The 17,283-nt window shown below is 60.3% G+C and carries 14 protein-coding genes; 5 read left to right on the top strand and 9 right to left on the bottom strand.

From position 1 onward, the window contains the following. Window positions 1–188: 188 nt before the first annotated feature. The gene (locus tag DXC79_RS02545; RefSeq protein WP_158550944.1) at window positions 189–3,173 is read left to right on the top strand and encodes a DEAD/DEAH box helicase family protein; all 2,985 of its coding nucleotides are present in this window, start codon (window positions 189–191) and stop codon (window positions 3,171–3,173) included. A gap of 63 nt (window positions 3,174–3,236) precedes the next feature. On the opposite strand, the gene DXC79_RS02540 is transcribed toward DXC79_RS02545, so the two are convergent. From DXC79_RS02540 to DXC79_RS02520, 5 genes are all read right to left on the bottom strand, one after another. Continuing rightward, window positions 3,237–3,545: a type II toxin-antitoxin system YafQ family toxin gene (locus tag DXC79_RS02540; protein ID WP_117634947.1), complete on the bottom strand. Its 309-nt coding sequence runs from the start codon at window positions 3,543–3,545 to the stop codon at window positions 3,237–3,239. Window positions 3,546–3,547: 2 nt separating this feature from the next. Beyond that, window positions 3,548–3,847, bottom strand: coding sequence for a type II toxin-antitoxin system RelB/DinJ family antitoxin (locus DXC79_RS02535; protein ID WP_117583791.1), 300 nt, complete (start codon window positions 3,845–3,847; stop codon window positions 3,548–3,550). A 112-nt stretch (window positions 3,848–3,959) separates the two neighbouring features. Beyond that, on the bottom strand, window positions 3,960–4,718 hold the full coding sequence (locus DXC79_RS02530) for a TIGR00730 family Rossman fold protein (RefSeq protein ID WP_117634945.1): 759 nt from the start codon (window positions 4,716–4,718) through the stop codon (window positions 3,960–3,962). 210 nt (window positions 4,719–4,928) lie between these two features. After that, window positions 4,929–6,068 carry a tRNA guanosine(34) transglycosylase Tgt gene (gene tgt / locus DXC79_RS02525; RefSeq protein ID WP_117634943.1) on the bottom strand — a complete coding sequence of 380 codons (1,140 nt, stop codon included), beginning with the start codon at window positions 6,066–6,068 and terminating at the stop codon, window positions 4,929–4,931. A 436-nt stretch (window positions 6,069–6,504) separates the two neighbouring features. Then, window positions 6,505–7,305 (bottom strand): SDR family NAD(P)-dependent oxidoreductase, encoded by an 801-nt coding sequence (locus tag DXC79_RS02520; RefSeq protein WP_006235414.1) that lies wholly within the window; start codon window positions 7,303–7,305, stop codon window positions 6,505–6,507. 294 nt (window positions 7,306–7,599) lie between these two features. On the opposite strand from DXC79_RS02520, the gene DXC79_RS02515 reads away from it, so the two are divergent. Continuing rightward, window positions 7,600–9,381, top strand: coding sequence for a hypothetical protein (locus DXC79_RS02515; RefSeq protein ID WP_117634941.1), 1,782 nt, complete (start codon window positions 7,600–7,602; stop codon window positions 9,379–9,381). A gap of 393 nt (window positions 9,382–9,774) precedes the next feature. Here the strand turns inward: DXC79_RS02515 and queA are convergent, their stop codons facing one another. The 3 genes from queA to DXC79_RS02495 form a co-directional block, all read right to left on the bottom strand. Then, window positions 9,775–10,986 carry a tRNA preQ1(34) S-adenosylmethionine ribosyltransferase-isomerase QueA gene (queA, locus tag DXC79_RS02505; protein ID WP_117634937.1) on the bottom strand — a complete coding sequence of 404 codons (1,212 nt, stop codon included), beginning with the start codon at window positions 10,984–10,986 and terminating at the stop codon, window positions 9,775–9,777. Window positions 10,987–11,056: 70 nt separating this feature from the next. Next, the gene (locus tag DXC79_RS02500; RefSeq protein WP_117634935.1) at window positions 11,057–11,632 is read right to left on the bottom strand and encodes an epoxyqueuosine reductase QueH; all 576 of its coding nucleotides are present in this window, start codon (window positions 11,630–11,632) and stop codon (window positions 11,057–11,059) included. A gap of 10 nt (window positions 11,633–11,642) precedes the next feature. Further along, window positions 11,643–12,209, bottom strand: coding sequence for a DUF3267 domain-containing protein (locus tag DXC79_RS02495; protein ID WP_117634933.1), 567 nt, complete (start codon window positions 12,207–12,209; stop codon window positions 11,643–11,645). Between the two features lie 133 nt (window positions 12,210–12,342). Between DXC79_RS02495 and DXC79_RS02490 the strand changes: the two genes are divergently transcribed. Then, window positions 12,343–14,493: a methionine--tRNA ligase gene (locus DXC79_RS02490; RefSeq protein WP_117634931.1), complete on the top strand. Its 2,151-nt coding sequence runs from the start codon at window positions 12,343–12,345 to the stop codon at window positions 14,491–14,493. Window positions 14,494–14,644: 151 nt separating this feature from the next. Then, complete coding sequence (locus tag DXC79_RS02485; protein WP_117634929.1) at window positions 14,645–15,748, top strand: RsmB/NOP family class I SAM-dependent RNA methyltransferase; 1,104 nt, start codon at window positions 14,645–14,647, stop codon at window positions 15,746–15,748. A gap of 24 nt (window positions 15,749–15,772) precedes the next feature. On the opposite strand, the gene DXC79_RS10035 is transcribed toward DXC79_RS02485, so the two are convergent. After that, window positions 15,773–15,943, bottom strand: coding sequence for a hypothetical protein (locus tag DXC79_RS10035; RefSeq protein WP_158550943.1), 171 nt, complete (start codon window positions 15,941–15,943; stop codon window positions 15,773–15,775). 190 nt (window positions 15,944–16,133) lie between these two features. On the opposite strand from DXC79_RS10035, the gene DXC79_RS02480 reads away from it, so the two are divergent. Then, a complete protein-coding gene (locus DXC79_RS02480; protein WP_117634927.1) occupies window positions 16,134–17,225 on the top strand; it encodes a hypothetical protein in 1,092 nt (363 codons plus the stop codon). Window positions 17,226–17,283: the final 58 nt, after the last annotated feature.

Here is a 17,283-nt window from a genome sequence, read left to right as displayed (position 1 = left end):
AGGATCTCCAGCCCGTCTCATAGCCACTCAAACCCATTCAATAACAGCTACCACACATTTTGGCACTAGCCAAACACCACTCACGGAGCCGCACTCCACTATCACCGAACCAAAATCAGAATCGGATGCCCAAAAAAACAAAATAACGTACTCTCATTTTAATGAACCCCAACAAGAACGGCATTTACATGAGCACCGTTACGCATCAATACGCCCTCATCGGGGACACGGTATTCCAATTCAAGGAAGCAGTCGTTCATGTATCTGAGCTGCACGGCCAAATCGTCATCTGCAGCAATGGCCCAGACATCCGTTACGCAACGCTCGAAGAATGGGAGAAAGCAGGCACATCTTTCGATAGACGGGCGCAGCTCGAGGGTATCGTCACCAGCGCGAGTCCAGCGCGCGACAAACTCGAGCTCTTTCGCAATCTCTTTACTGGCCGCAAAGATGTTTACGCCCATGGGTACCGCAGAAAAGACGGGGGGATCGGCTATACGCCCGCCTGCGCAAACGAGTGGAAGTCAGGCATTTGTCCCAAAGCAAATCGTCAGAAAACCAAATGCGCTGAATGCGGCAACCGCGTCTTCCCCGAGTTGAGCGATGCCGCGATCATCTCCCATTTCAAGGGCAGTGACGACAGACTCCGAGACGTCATAGGTCAATATGTTCTCGATAATGACAGCAACACAAAAGTCTTGGTCATCGACTTTGACGGAGCCGATTGGAAAGAAGCGACAAACGCCATTCGGCTTGTCGCAAAAAACCATGGAATCGATGCTGCAGTCGAGCGATCGAGATCAGGTAACGGCACACATGTCTGGTTTTTCTTCCTAGAGCTCACCAGCGCAAAGATCGCACGAGAATTTGGAAGTAGCCTTATCACCGAAGCGGCGGCGCTCAACAAGACAATCACCTTTGAAGCTTTTGACCGGATGCTGCCCGCACAGTCCACCATTCCTGAGGGCGGCTTCGGAAATCTCATAGCACTGCCTTTTCAAGGAAAAGCGCAGCGAAAAGGGAACAGTGTATTTGTTGACGAGCAATTTGAGCCCTTTCCCGATCAATGGCTTTACCTTTCGCAAATTCAGCTGATTCCACATGCAACGGTGCAAAATCTGATCGAAAGCATCGACAATAAACCGCATGGAATATCAGCTGCAGTGGCGGGAAACACCGCCGCGCCACATTCTCAGAGGCCGCGAAAGCGGCTTCCGCTCACGCCGCAGGACTTCCCGTCATCGCTGTCCGTCACGCAGGCCGATATGCTCTATATCCCCGAAAAATCTCTGAGTCCCGCAGCTCAAATGGAAGTTCGCAGGCTTGCAACATTTGCCAACCCAGAATTCTTCCGCGCGCAATCTATGCATCAATCGGTATTCGGCAAACCGCGGTACATAGACCTCAGCGAACTTAGAGACAGTTGCGTCGCGATTCCCAGAGGCTGCAAGGCTCAGCTTGAGCGGCTGTTTCAAGAAGCCGGCGTTGCTGCCCACTATTCAGACAGGCGCAAGTCTGGCAATCCAATTGTGATGGCATTTAAAGGGACTCTTCGCCCTGAACAGCAAATTGCCGCCGAACAGATACTCGGCTATGAAGACGGAATCATGTCTGCACCGACGGGTTTCGGCAAAACCGTCATCGGAGCCTATCTTATTGCTACCATCGGTCTTCCAACGCTCGTCATCGTTCCCAAGACCGCGCTCATTGCCCAATGGAAAACCCAGCTCGAACGGTTTATCGACATTACTGATAACAGAAAGCCAGTCCGAACCCCAAAAGGACGAATCAGTAAAAGGCAGCCTCCGCTCATTGGCCAAATCGGAGGAGGCAAAACCGCCATAAGCCATCTCATCGACATTGCTTCATTCCAGTCTCTGTCCAGCAAGGACTCCCAGACCGGAGAACCAATAGCCAAGGAGTTCGTTCGTGATTACGGCCTCATTATCTGTGATGAATGTCACCACGCAGCCGCACCACAGCTTGAGCTTGTCCTCAAGTCCGCTCCAGCCAAATATGTATACGGCCTTTCCGCGACGCCTGAACGCTCGGACGGACTCACGCGAGCGCTCTCAATGCTCTGCGGCCCGCTTCGCCATGTCATTGATCCAAAAACGCAAGCAATCCAACAGGGGATTCAGCGCATTGTTAGACCGCGTTTCACCGGAATTCGATTACCCACCTACGAACCAGGAGCATCCTTTAACCAAATTCTCGATCTCCTGTGTGCGCACACAGCGAGAAACGAAGCAATTGTCGACGATGCCCTCGAGACCGCGTCAAACGGTCGACATCCGCTTGTGCTATCCAAAAGGAAAAAACATGCCGAAGAGCTATGTAGGCTGCTTCAAAGCCGCGGACACGAACCTATACTCTTAACCGGAGAAATCGACGCCAAAGAAAGAAAGGCAATACTGAACAGCCTTCCCGGCTTCGAGCATGAGCATCGAATTATCATCGCAACCGAAGGCCTTCTGGGCGAGGGTTTCGACCTGTCTTACCTTGACACTCTGCTCATTGCCACACCGATATCTTGGGACGGCAGCATAACGCAGCAGGCAGGCAGGCTACATAGAAGTCACGAGGGCAAGCAGCGGGTTGAGATATTCGACTATGTTGATTTGTCGATACCCATGCTCGCACGCATGTACCAAAAGAGGCTCAAGACCTACGCCAAGCTGGGGTATGAAGTCTTTGCAGCAAATGACAACAAACGGGCCGATCAAAACATCCTCGTTAGGCCGGCAAGGGCCGTGGAGGCCTTAGCAGATGACATCGCGCGCGCAACGAAAAGCATTTTTATTGCCGCGCCCTACGCATCCGCTGCATGCCTCGCAAAGCTCGCTGCCGTACTCACAGGCGCCACCGCCCGTGGGATTGCCCTTGAGATTTCAATTGCCTCGACTCCACACAATGACGTGAAAACGATTTTAACCGAGATGAACGTCGACTATTCCATCAAAGCCGAAGGACGCCTGTGCGCGTCAGTAATTGACGAGGAAACCGTCTGGTACGGAACTATTCCGTTACTGGCCTTTCCTAAGAAAGAGGACTGCAGCATCCGTTTCAAAAGCAGCGAAGTTGCAGCCGAGCTTTTAAGCGAAATCCAGCAAAGAGGAGAGCCAGAGGTCGCAGCCACGAACGGGACGTCTCCAACAGCTACGGAGGAATAGGGGCTGTTTTGGCCAATCGGCCGCGAATCAATCCCTATTCCCCCGCGAATCATAGGCGAGCAATCAGCCCTGCGGACCCTGAAACAGCTCCTCATGCGAGCCCATTCTCACCAGCCGGATCACCGGATTAGTCTTATGCGGCAGATAGAGAACGACCACATCGACCATGCCATCGGATAGATGGAAATCGATGTGGCCGTTGTAGTTGCCGCCCGGGTTTGAAAGCTCGTGGGCACCATATTCCGCGGGAAGCGAGCCGTGAGCCGCAAGCTCTGCGACCGCCGCCTTAAACTCGGTTTTTAGCTGCGGATGGATGCGCATCGCCCGTTTGTAATCCGCCTTAAACTGAGCCTCGACCTTAATCTCAAACATCGCTAGTCCTCATCGAGGAATGATATAAGCTCATCAGCGTTATTGAATGACGGGCTGTCGTCCGGCAGAATCCCCAACTCATGAGCTTCGGCGATCACCATGGCACGCCTCGTTGCCTCGTTGGGCACCTCCGCCCTTCCTACGATCTCAAAAGGAATCTTTCGTTGATTTACCAGCTGCCGAACAGCAAGGTTGAGATACGAATTGAGACTCAGACCAACCGTATCCAAAAACTCAGTCGCCTGTTCCTTGAGCCCCTCTTCGATGCGAACCGTCGTAGGCTTAACCGTTGCAGTAGACATACGCGACCTCCTCGCCTCGTCTTTTGCATCAGTATACCCAGTTTAGATGGCATACTGATGTTAAATAGCATCAGTATGCCGTTCACATTACTATAACAACAGTCACAGCACCCTACATCAGCCCGCTCAGGGCAATGTCGGCGGCCTCGTTGAGGTCGTCGGTGATGTGCACAAGCTCCGGATCGAGCGGGCTAATCATATCGGCGTCCATCACCGGGCCGTTGAGCCAGTCGAACAGACCCTGCCAGTACTCGGTGCCCACCAGCACGAGCGGCATGCGCTTTACCTTGTGCGTCTGCACCAGCGTGAGCACCTCGAACATCTCGTCGAGCGTGCCAAACCCGCCGGGAAACACAATAGCGCCCGAGCTGTATTTGACGAACATAGTCTTGCGCACAAAGAAGTAACGGAAGTCCATGCCAAGGTTCACGTATTTGTTGAGCCCGTGCTCGTGCGGAAGCTCGATACCCAAGCCGACCGACTTGCCGTTGACACTCGCCGCTCCCCTGTTGGCCGCCTCCATGACGCCGGGACCGCCGCCGGTGATAACCGCCACGCCGCGCTGGGCGATCTTGCGACCGACCGTGCGCGCCGCCTTGTAGAGCGGATCGGTCTTGGGCGTGCGGGCGCTGCCGAAGATGGTCACTGCAGGACCAAGCTCGGCAAGCGCGCCAAAACCATCGACAAACTCTGCCTGAATGCGCAGCACGCGCCACGGATCGGCATGCAGCCAGTCGGTCGACTCCTCGGGCGCCAGCAAGTTGGCATAGGTGTTGTCCTTAGGAATCATGGGGCCGCGCATGACCACGGGGCCGCGGCGGTACGTCTCGTCGTAGGCAGGCTCGCCCTCGACGTTTTCATTCTTAATCATGGGTACTCCTATCGAGAAAAAAAACGGGCGGGGTCGACGCCATGCGCCAAACACCCGCCCGAACATCAACTATTCGGTATGGTACCCACGATGCATCAAGTGCTTGCAAGCTATCGGTCATCGGTCGCGCAGACGGTGTTAGCGAACGTGATGACCGGCCGGCGCTCGTCCCTTGCCGTTGCCCGCGCTTTGCAAGCGCCCGCGCCGCTCTTAGTAGTCCACCGCCGCAGGGCTGTTCATCCAGTCGCTCACAAACGCGCCGTAGCGGCCCTCGATAATGGCCTGGCGGGCGCGCTGCATAAGGTTGAGCAGGTAGTAGATGTTGTGCATCGAAAGCAGAATGCCGCCGAGCATCTCCTTCTGCGTGACCATGTGGCGGATGAGCGCGCGGCTGTAGCCGCCCGTGCACACCGGGCAGGTGCAGGTGGGGTCGATGGGGCCGTCGTCGTGCGCAAAGCGGGCGTTGCGGAAGTTGAGGCGACCCTCGCTGGAGAATGCCGTGCCCATGCGGCCGGTGCGCGTCGGCAGCACGCAGTCGAACATGTCGATGCCCACGCCAACGCCGCGCACGAGCGTGGTAGGGTTGCCGACGCCCATGAGGTAGCGCGGCTTGTGCTTAGGCATGTACTCGGAAACCAGCGGCGCCAGCGTCTCGAACATGGTCTCGTGGTCCTCGCCCACCGAGTAGCCGCCGATGCCGTAACCGGGGAAGTCGCCGCACTCCTCCAGGTGGCGCAGCGATCGCAGGCGCAGATCCAGATGCATGCCACCCTGGACGATGCCAAAGAGTGCCTGGTCATCGCGGGTGTGAGCCTTGTAGCAGCGCTCGGCCCACATGCTCGACAGCTCCACGGCGCGCTCGACGTAGGCGCGCGTGGCGGGATAGCCGGGGCACTGATCGAGCTGCATGCAGATGTCGGAGCCGAGCTTCATGGCGATTGCCATGTTGTCCTCGGGCGTCCAGAACACGTGGCGGCCGTCGTAGTCATTGACGATAAAGCGCACGCCCTCGTCAGTGAGCTTGACGGCGTCGTTATGGCTAAACACCTGGAAGCCGCCCGAGTCGGTGAGGATGGGGCCGTGCCAGTTCATGAACTTGTGCAGTCCGCCCAGCTCGGCGATGGTGTCCTCGCCGGGGCGCATGGACAGGTGGTAGGTATTGGCGAGCACGATCTGCGCGCCGAGCTGTTTGACGGTCTCGGTGGGAATGCCCTTGACGTTTGCCTTGGTGCCCACGGGCATAAAGATCGGCGTCTCGATATCGCCGTGCGGGGTATGCAGCACGCCGGCACGCGCGTGCGTGGTCGGGTCCTCGGCGATCAGGTCGAATTTAAAAAGGCTCTGGTCCATAAACTGGAACTCCTTGGTTGCGGTTCATACGCAAACCATTATACGGGCAACCCGCAAGAAGCACCGACTCGACAGAAACTGGCGCGAGGAGGATACGGCAGGGACACGGCAAATGAGCGTGGATTTTTGGACGCTTACCGGATGAGCGTGGATAATCTCCCACTTTTGCCCAAAGCACAGCCCAAAAACGGGAGATTATCCACTTTCATTCTGCGGGCACTCATTTAAGTACGTCCCCGATGAGTGGAGCTATTTACCAGCCACGGCAACGCCGATATTTTGGCAACGTCAGCGAGCGGGTCGCATTTGAGACAAGGTGCCGTGAAATGAAAGGGCGCTGACCTTCTGGTCGCGCCCTTGAAATTGAACGGCAGATTGTCCAAATGCGGCCCGCGCAGCGTCGGCCGGTCCGCCGTTCGGTAGAACGGCGGAACCCCTAAGGACGCTGGCCCATGCCGCCCTCGAGGGTGACGGTCTCGCCGTTCATATACTTAAAGTCGGGGCCGCAGAGCTGAACGACCACGCGGCCGATCTCCTTCTCGACGTCGCCGTAGTGGCCCGCCGGCGGCATGTGGACGTTGGCCTTGAACGCCTCGGGATAGGCATCCTGGAAGTTCTCGAGCGCAGCGGTCCAAGCAAGCGGGCAAACGATATTGACGTTGATGCCGTCCTTGCCCCACTCGTTGGCGGCGACGCGAGTCAGGCCGCGGATGCCCTCCTTGGCGGCAGCATAGCTGCACTGGCCGTAGTTGCCAAACAGGCCGGCGCCCGAAGCAAAGTTGACCACGGAGCCCTTGGTCTCCTTCAGGTGCGGATAGGCCTTCTGCATGTACAGATAGGTGGCATACAGACCGGAATAAATGGCCAGGTTAAACTGATCCATGGTGTGGTCGGCGATGGTCACACCCGAGGCGCTGGCCTGAGCGTTGTTGACGACGGCGTCGATACGACCGAACTCCTCAATCGCCTTGTCGATAACGTTCTGCACGACGGCCTCGTTGTCCTGGCCGGCGGAGACATCGGCCTGAACAGGAAGAACCTTGACGCCGTACTCAGCCTCGAGAGACTCCTTGGCGGCCTCGAGCTTGGCGACGTTGCGGCCAGTGATGACGAGGTTCGCGCCCTCCTTGGCAAAAGCGATATCGATGCCGTAACCGATGGAGCCAGCGGAGCCGTCCTTGAGCGTGGCCTTGCCGCCGCCGGTGACGATCACGGTCTTACCAGTGAAAAGTCCCATACAAAGTCCTTTCAAATCGCGACGGGCCCGCCCGTCGACTGCGCGCATCCAACTTCACGCGCCAAAAGCTGACATGCAACTTTAGCGGGTTCAAGTGAAAAATAAAGCCCATGGCAGGCGAACGGTGCAACGTCTTTCGGCGAAGGGAATGTCAAGTAAAAATTGGATAGAGCGACCGAGTTTTTGTTAACGCAACGAGTCATCGAACACGTTTTGAAACTTTGCTGCGGGGCGCGGGATGTCGGCGCGAGACTTTATCATAGGGTGACGAACAACGATGAGGAGCACATGCCTATGACAGACGAGCTGGACCCCCAGACTCAACAGCATATTGATAATTCCGCAGACACCATTGACGACTGCGATACTTCCACCAGAAGCGATGGCGGCATTGATGCCGCTGTCGAGGAGGCTCCTGCCGCCGTAGACGAGGCCGCAGACGCAAATGTCGCCGCAGAGCAAGACAAAGAAGAGCAGCTAGAGCAGCCGGACCCGAGCGATACTGAGCCCAAGGCTGAGAACGCTCCGCAAGCAGCGGGCCCCATCGAGGTGTCTTCGGAAGAAGAGCTCGACGCCGTCATGGACTCCATGATGGATGCCGTCAAAGCGATGAAGGACGCTGTCGCCGATGCCGACGTTGACGCCGAAGAGGAAGAGGCTGCCGAGGCCGCCTCGACCTTTGTACCCGGCGAGACCCCCGTTGCCGATCAGGGCAGCACTATGCCCTCGTTTCTGCAGCTCGAGCATCCCACGATTGGCGCGGACGCCGTCGACCCGCATGCAGCGGGCTTTTCCGTGATCGAAGGCGGCACCGGCAATATCGCCGCGCCGCAGACTGCCGATACGAATGCCGCCGAGGCCGCGCACCCGACCACCTCGCATGCCCCCGCCACGAGCCGCGACCTGGGGAGCGCCGTCTCAAACACCGCTAACGCCGTGGGCACTTTTATCGCCCAGGGCGCGTCGGCCATGCGCGAGATGAACGCCGCAAAGAAGGCACTCGCCGATGCCCGCGCCCACCTGTCCGAGCTTGAGCAGCGCATCGCCGACCAGGCAGAGGAGCTCGAGACGCGCCAGGACATCGCAGGCCGCTACGATCAGATCATCGCCGACCAGCGCCAGGCAATCGCCACGGCACAAAAGACCGCTGCGGCAGCTGAAATTAACCGTGATGCCCATGCCGCCAAAGCGACGGAGCTCAAGGGCCAGCTCGAGCAAATGAAAGCAGAGGACGATGCGACCGAACTCCGCCTGAAGGCTGCACTCGACGCCGCGGAAGCCCGCGAGGCGAGTTCACGCGAGACCGGCAACCGCCTGGTTCGTCGACTCGAAGATTCCAAGCGCATCCGCGACAAAGTGAAGGCTGAGCGCGATACCGGTGTCGCCGCCGCACGACAAACTGCCGATGCTACGCGCGCACAGCTCGAGACCTTGCGTCGCGAGTATGCCGAGCTGCAGCGCAACCCTTCGGCAAATCCCGCCAATTACACCGTGCGCACCAGCGAGCTGTCTATGCAAATCTCCGACGCTGCCGACGCCCTCCGCAAGGCCGAGGAAGACATTCCGCGCGTGACCGCCGATCTTGAGCATTCACTTGCCGCCGCCGAGCAGGCCGTCGAACAGGCACAGGCTCCCATCGCCGACGCTAAACGCGCGCACCAGGCCGTAACGGCCGAGGCAGATGCCGCGCGCGACGAGCTGCAGTCCGCAAAAACTGCCGCCGCGACGCGTCAGCGCGAGCTGCGCGAAAAGATCACCGCGCAGGACAAGGCACGCCGCGAGCAAGAGCAGGCCATCGCAAACGCCCGGGCAGATGCCGCGCATGCGCAGTCGATTATCGAGCAGGCGACCGAGGTGCATGACCATCCCGAAATCACCGAATCGCTCGCCGGGTCCTTGGCACGCGACAAGGCCGAGCATACCGAGACCGAGCGCGAAGTTGCCCAACTCGAGGCCGCCGAAGACGACGTGCGCAAGCGAACCCGCGACTCACGCGTCAAATTCACCGGAGCCATCGTCTGCATCATCGCCGCAATCCTGGTGATCATCGCAATCTGGCTGTTCATGAGCAAGTAAACCAGTTGCCAAAAACGCCCCAACGCAGTTGCGGTGAGATAGTTCCTGTTTAGCCCTCAAAAAGGCCAATTCAAGCACTATCTCACCGCAACTTTTTGGTGCAAAGGGGTCAGGCTACTTTGCACCAACTTGGTGCATATAAACCAGTCCCCATTGCGCCAACAACGTTTGCCCAGATAAAACCTGCCAAAATAAACCTGTCCCTTTTTGGCAGGTTGAACCACGGCAACACCGATGTTCTGGCAAAGTCAGCGAAAACCCGCCAGAGCGAGCAAGATGACGTGAAAGAGGAGGGCATTGACCTTCTGGTCATGCCCGACGATTGAACGTCAGATTGCCGCTCTGGCGGGTTTGCAGCGTCGGCCGGTTACGGCGTTTGGAAAACGCCGTAACCTACTGAATGAGCATCGCGTCGCCAAAGCTGAAGAAGCGGTAACGCTCCTCGATGGCGGCGGCGTAGGCATCCATGATCTGGTCGCGGGTAGCAAGTGCGCTCACGAGCATCATGAGCGTGGAGCGCGGCACATGGAAGTTCGTGATCAGCGCGTCGACCACGTGATAGGTCGAGCCGGGCATGAGGTAGAGCTGCGTCGTGGCGTTCTCGCGCACCACGATGTCACCGCGGCCGAGCGTATCGGCCCCGTCCTCACGACCCTCAAAATAGCGCGCCGTCACAGCCGGATCAGACACCGGAGCATCCTTGTCGAACGCGCTCTCGAGCGAGCGCACCGCGGTGGTGCCGACGGCGATCACGCGATGGCCCTCGGCCTTCGCCTTATGCACGGCATCGACCACCTCCTGCGATACGTGGTAGCGCTCGGTATGCATCACATGCTGCGTGGGGTCGTCCTCCTCCACCAGGCGGAAGGTATCGATACCCACCTCGAGCTCAACGGCGGCAAACTTCGCGCCCTTGGCCTCGATAGCGGCCATGAGCTCGGGCGTAAAGTGGAGGCCCGCCGTAGGAGCGGCAGCCGAGTGCTCCTCCTTCATAGCGTAGACGGTCTGATACTTCTCGGGATCGCCCTCGTAATCGGTAATGTAGGGCGGCAGCGGAACGTGACCGGCAGCATGAATGGCCTCGTCGAGCGTGCGCGGCTCGCCGGCGGCATTGCAACCCACCGGCTCAAAACGCACCAGGCGGCCGCCGCGACTATCGGTGACAAAGTCGACGACCTCGGCCGTCAGCACCACGGGAGCTCCCTCGGGCGCATGGGCGCCACCGGCACGGTACTCAATCCGAGCCCCGGGCTTCAGACGCTTGCCCGGCTTGACCAGGCACTCCCAAACGTGACCCAGCGGGTCAACATCCTCGCGGCGCTTGAGCAGCAACGTCTCGACCACGCCGCCCGAGCCCGTCTTGCGACCGATCAGACGGGCCGGCATCACGCGCGTCTGGTTGATGACGAGCACGTCGCCCGGCTCGATATAGTCGATGATGTCGCGGAAGATGCGGTGCTCAACGGTGCCGCCATGCTCCAGCGGCGTACCCGCCTGGGAGCCCTTGCGATCCACCACCAGCAGGCGACAGGAGTCACGCGGCTCGGCAGGCGCCTGGGCAATTAGTTCCTCAGGAAGGTTATAGTCAAAATCATCGGTACGCATAGACACGTCGGATTCTCCTTATATAGCTAAAGTCCGCTCTACATCCTAGCAGGCTGACGTCCCAAATGAACTACTTTTTGGCGGCTTTGCGCTCGTCGCGGATGCGGGCGCGGTCCATGGCCGCCTCGACGGCCGAGAACCGGCAGCCGCAGTAATTCTGCCGATACATGCCAAGCTCGCGCGAACGACGCGTGGCCTCGGGATAATACGGGCGAAAATCGCGAATGACCGGCGTAAGCCCGCGGGCGGCAGCCAGACGTTCCAGCACGTCATTGCAGGTGTCGAACAGCTGATACGGCGAGACGGCGAGCGTCGTGCCCACATATTCAAACCCGCGCTCCTGGGCCACGCGGCACGCCTCGGCCAAGCGCAAGGCATAGCACGCGCGACAGCGACGGGGCCGATCGGCACCCAGCGGTGCCACGCCGGCCTCCCAGCGCTCGCGATCCTCCTCGGCCTCGATGAGCTCGATGTCGCCGTCGGCACACCACCGGCGCAGCTCGTCCAGGCGACGCTGCCATTCATTGTGCGGCTGAATATTGGGGTTGGTCCAGCAGATCGTGGGTTCAAACCCCTCCTCGCGCAGCAGGCGAACCGGCTCAAGCGAGCATGGTGCACAGCACGCATGCAGCAACAACGACTTCATCGACATCTCCTCACCCAAAAAAGCGCACGCCAAAGGACGTATCCTCGCAGGCGACAATGCGGCGGTCGCGCAGGATGGTCCGCACGTAATACCAGTCGCCCACACAGCCCGACAAATGCAAGCCAGCCGCCAGGTAACACAGCAGCGGATAGCCCGAGAGCGCAAAGCCCAGGGCAAACGCCACCGTCAAAACAACCGTGGGCGCCAGGCAAATGGCCATGTACCGCCGACGCGAATACACAACGCCCTCGGCGCAGGCATAGATCATCGCCGTCTCACGATTCGCGCCAAAGGTCACATGCGCGCCCGCAGGCGCCAGCAGCTTAAAAAACACCGCATGCACCAGCTCGTGCACGGCAAACGACGCTGCAGAAACCGCAGCCACACCGACCATCCAGCCCACGACGGTGGTCCAGCCGCCCGCCTCAGCCGCGTCCAAGTCCGCAGGCCCGCCCAGCAGCATAAACACCGGCACCAGGCACACGGCAAACACCGCGATCACGGCCATCCCCCACACGAAGCAAGCGTGTAGAAAATCCTCGTCCTCAAACGCATGTATGTTGGAAATCTCATTCATAGCATCTTAGGATAGCGCCCCTGCCACGCACCCGCCCGCATGTGCGATAATGTCGAACGATATGCACGAATTGACCACCGCGCCGCCGAACCCCGTGCCCGGCCGCGCTCTTACCTATATGCGAAGGAGTCCCATGGCATCCAAATACTCCATGAACGACCGTCCCAGCTGGCCGCGCCGCGCCATCGTTACCGCCGGCGAGCCCTACGGCAACAAGGGTCTGCACTTTGGCCACGTCGGCGGCGTCTTTGTCCCGGCCGACTTCTTCGCCCGCTTCCTGCGCGACCGCCTGGGCCGCGAAAACGTCATCTTCACCTCGGGCACCGACTGCTACGGTTCGCCCATCATGGAGAGCTACCGCAAGCTCAAGGAGAACGAGGGCTACGACAAGTCCATCGGCGAGTATGTCGAGTCCAATCACTCCCGCCAGGCCGCGACCCTCAACAACTACAACATCAGCTGCGACATCTACGGCGGCTCGGGCCTTGAGCCGGCTGCGCAGATTCACAACGAGGTGACCGCCGAGATTATCAAGCGCCTGCACGAGCAGGGCACCATCTCCAAGCGCTCCACGCTGCAGTTCTACGACGCCAAGGCCGGCACGTTCCTCAACGGCCGTCAGGTGATCGGCCGCTGCCCCATCCAGGGCTGCAAGTCCGAGAAGGCGTACGCCGACGAGTGCGACCTGGGTCACCAGTTTGAGCCCGAGGAGCTCATCGCGCCCAAGAGCCAGCTCACCGGCGAGGTGCCCGAGCTGCGCCCGGTCGACAATCTCTACTTTGACCTGCCGGCCTACCTCGACTTTATGAAGACCTACACCGCCAAGCTCGCCCAGAACCCGCAGGTTCGCTCCGTGGTCTCCAAGACCATGGAGGAGTGGCTGCTGCCGGCTCAGCTCTACATCCAGAACAAGTTCCGCGAGGCCTTCGATGCCGTCGAGGACCAGCTCCCCGAGCACACCGTGCTGGAGCCCGAGGGCAACAAGAGCAGCTTTACCGTCACCTTCCCCAGCTGGAAGGAGCGCGACGACGCCCACGCGGTGCTCGCCAACGGTGGCGTGCGCTTCCGCAGCGGCAAGGCACTCGTGCCCTTCCGCATCACCGGCAACATCGACTGGGGCGTTCCGGTGCCCGAGGTCGATGGCGTCTCCGACGTCACCTGCTGGTGCTGGCCCGAGAGCCTGTGGGCGCCCATCAGCTATACGCGTACCGTGCTCGCGCGCGATGCCAAGGCCGCCGGCGTGACCGAGGGCGTCGCCGCCCAGGATGCCGCCCTCATGGGCGAGCCCGCCGCCGACTCCACGCAGGTGCCCGCACCCACCTACCAGCACAGCTCGCTCGACTGGCGCGACTGGTGGTGCTCTGACGACGCTCAGATTTACCAGTTCATCGGTCAGGACAACATCTATTTCTACTGCATCGCGCAAACCGCCATGTGGGAGGCCCTGGGTTGGGACCTTACGCAGAGCACCGTCAGCGCCTGCTATCACCTGCTCTACATGGGCAAAAAGGCGAGCTCGTCCTCGCAGACCCCTCCCCCGCCGGCAGACGACCTGCTCAACCACTACACCTGCGAGCAGATGCGCGCGCACTGGCTGTCGCTCGGCCTATCCGAGAAGCCGGTGAGCTTTAGCCCCAAGGCATACGACACGCGTGTGACCGGCAAGGACAAGGACGGCAACGAGGTGCGTGCCTGCGACGACAAGCGCGTTATCGATCCGGCCCTTAAGGAGAGCGCCCTTTTGACCGGCGTCTTCAACCGCCTGGCCCGCAGCTGCTTCTACGGCGTCGCCATCAAGGAGAGCGACGAGAGCCCCTATCGCAACGGCTGCATCCCCGCCGGCGCCGCCTCCGCCACTGTGGTCGAAGCCGCCGAGCAGGCAGCTCTCGCCTTTGAGCAAGCCATGTACAAGTTCGAGACGCACCGCGCGCTCGCCGTGTGCGACGACTACCTGCGTGCCGCCAACAAGCGCTGGAGCGACGCCTCTAAGGCCGCCAACAAGCTCGAGGGCGAGCCGGCAAACGCCGCAATGACGCAGGCCCTCGTCGACGCCTTTACCGAGCTGCGCGTGGCGACCGTGCTCATGCACGGCATCGTCCCTGCCGGCTGCGAGCTCATCTGCGAGTACTTCGACGTTGACCCGGTCGCCTTCTTTAGCTGGGATAACATCTTCGCCTCCACGGATGAGTTTGTGGAGAGCCTGGGCGAGAAGCCCGGCGAGCACCGCGTGAAGCCGCTACCCCCGCGCTTCGACTTCTTCAGCAAGCACGAGAGCCAGTACTAGGCAACAGCAACGCGCCCGGGAATGATTATTCTGGGACGGGGATTAAAAAATCATTCCCGGGCGACGCAAAGTAGTCTTTTTGGGACGGGGATCATTAAATGATTTTTTAATCCCCGTCCCAGAATAATCATTTAGGTGGAAGGAAAGACGGATGTCCAAGCCGCGTCGTCGTAAGCAGAAAAAGCAGGTCAAGGCCGAGCTCAAGCTCAGGCAGTTTGCCGCCACCGAGCTTTCCGACCAGCTTGCCGCCCTCCCCTGCGCTGCCGACCTGCCGCGCTTTATGGTCGACACGGTTGCCGGCGCCTATACGCCTGCCGATGCCGAGCTCATGATCGGGGGCTTCGGCGCCGCGGCCACACGCCCGGTCACGCTGCGCACCAACACGCTCAAGGCGACCGCCGAGGACATCGCCGCCGCGCTCGACGCAGCCGGCATCGCCCACCAAACCGTCGCTTGGTACCCAGATGCCTTCATCCTGCCCGACGCCCAGGTTTCCGACCTGTGGGACCTCGACATCTACCGCGACGGCAAGATCTACTTGCAAAGTCTGTCGTCCATGATGCCGCCGTTGGTCTTGGGCGCCCAGGCCGGCGAGGACATCCTGGACATGTGCGCGGCCCCCGGCGGCAAGACGACGCAGATCGCCGCCCTCACGCAGGGGCAGGCGCACCTTACCGCCTGCGAGATGAGCATTCCCCGCGCCGAGAAGCTCGAAGCCAACCTCCACCGCCAAGGCGCAAAAAACGTGCCCGTCATGCGCATCGACGCACGCGAGCTCGACGAGTTCTTCCGCTTTGACTGTATCCTGCTCGACGCTCCCTGCACCGGCACGGGCACCGTCGTCAGCGGCAACGAGAAGAGCCTGCGCGGCCTCACCGAGCAGTTGCTGAGCAAGTGCGCCCGCTCGCAGCGAGCACTTCTGGACCGCGCCATGGGAGCCCTCAAACCGGGCGGCACGCTCGTCTATTCGACTTGTTCGATCTTGCCGCAGGAAAACGAGGACGCCCTGCAAGAGGCCCTCGACAAGCATATGGACTGCGAGCTCATCCCCCTCGACGGCACGCCAAGCGAAAGTGAGGCACGCCGCGCCCAGGAAGCTGGCGAGAAGCCGCGCATCGAGTCCAACGCCCTGACCGAGGCCATTGCCGCGGGTCAGGTATCGGCCATCGCCAACGGCCTGCCCGGCACGCTCACCATTCCGCCCAGCCGCGAATTTGAGGGCTTCTACATTGCCCTGATCCGAAAACGCAGCTAGCGTACGGATCCAAAACTCAACAAGCTATCTCCGTGCGCGTTTGTCCTGCTGGTCGCGATGCTGTTTAAGCATCGCGCGCTCCTTGCGTTCGGCCCTTTTGCCCTTAATGGCCGTGACCACAAAGTAGATGACCGCGGCGGCAACGATTGCGCCCACGCATAGGCCAATCGAGCCCAACATTGCCGAAAATTCCATACCGCGTCACCTCTCTTTTAAACGGGACTTTCAAGATAGCACCTCGATCCCCGCCACCACAGCTCCTTCACGTTCGCCGCCCTTCGGTCTAACGGAGGACGCGGCGGGGAAAAATCAACTCGTCAAACGATTTAGCAAGCACAACGCTGCCGGCACCCTGCCGGCCGTCATCACATAGAATCGAGCCTCCATGGATACCCTCAACGATCTAAATGAGCGCGTCGACGCCTTCGTCGGCACCAGCTCCTTCGACACGCCTGCCGCGGCAAACGACCAAGCTCCCATCGATGTGCCCGCCGAGGTTCACGAAGACATCGTCGCCTCGGTCGATTTCTCCGAGGTCGAGCTCGCAGACGAGTTCACCGAGCCCCAGGTAGCCGTCACGCCCAACGGCCTGCTCCCTATGGAGCCGCTGCCCATCGACGGGCGCCTGCGCAAGGCGGCCCTTCGCATGCCTGACGAGATTGAGGAGGCCAGCGGCTTTACGCTCTTTGGCCGCCGCATCAAATCGCTCATCTACACCACCGACGTGGCGGTCATCCGCAACTCCAATGCCGACGCCGTGTTTGCGGTCTACCCCTTTACGCCGCAGCCGGCCATTACGCAGGCGCTGCTGACCGTCGCCGAGTGCCCGGTCTTTGTAGGCGTGGGCGGCGGAACTACGACCGGTAAGCGCTCCGTTCAGATGGCAGCCGTCTCCGAGATGCAGGGCGCGGCGGGCTGTGTGGTCAACTCCCCCGCCACCGCCGAGATGGTCGAGCACATCACCAACATCGCCGACATCCCCGTCATCGCCACGGTCGTACGTTGCGACGACGATGCTCACGCAAAGGTGCGCGCGGGCGCCAAGATTCTTAACATCGCGGCCGGCAAGAACACGCCACAGGTCCTGCGCGAGCTGCGCGAGCACTATCCCAACCTGCCGCTCATCGCACCGGGCGGCAAGACGCCCGAGAGCATTCGTGAAACCATCGCCGCCGGTGCCAACGCCATCATTTGGACGCCGCCTTCGGCCCAGCAGCTGCAGACCGACATGATGCAGCGCTACCGCAAGATGAAGGAAGACGCCACACCTGTCATCTCGCACGACGATGTGCCCATTATCGACCAGGTCTCCGCCGCCGAGGTCAGTCAGGTCGAGAACATGAATCCCGACGTGCCGATTCCCGACGAAGTCATCGAGCGCGTTGCTTCGATCCACGATCATATCGAGGAGCGTCGCGCCAACCGTGGACTCAAGCCCTCGCTGCACGGCTTCTTCTTCCGCGGAAAGAAACGCTAGCAAAACATCCTGGCCCGCCCCACAAACGTGAGGCGGGCCGTTTTCGTTTGAGCAATCA

The organism is Collinsella sp. TF08-11AT, from assembly GCF_003437035.1.
Classification (GTDB): domain Bacteria; phylum Actinomycetota; class Coriobacteriia; order Coriobacteriales; family Coriobacteriaceae; genus Collinsella.
The sequence above is the reverse complement of the archived record's forward strand: the minus strand, read 5'-3'. Positions and strand labels throughout refer to the sequence as shown.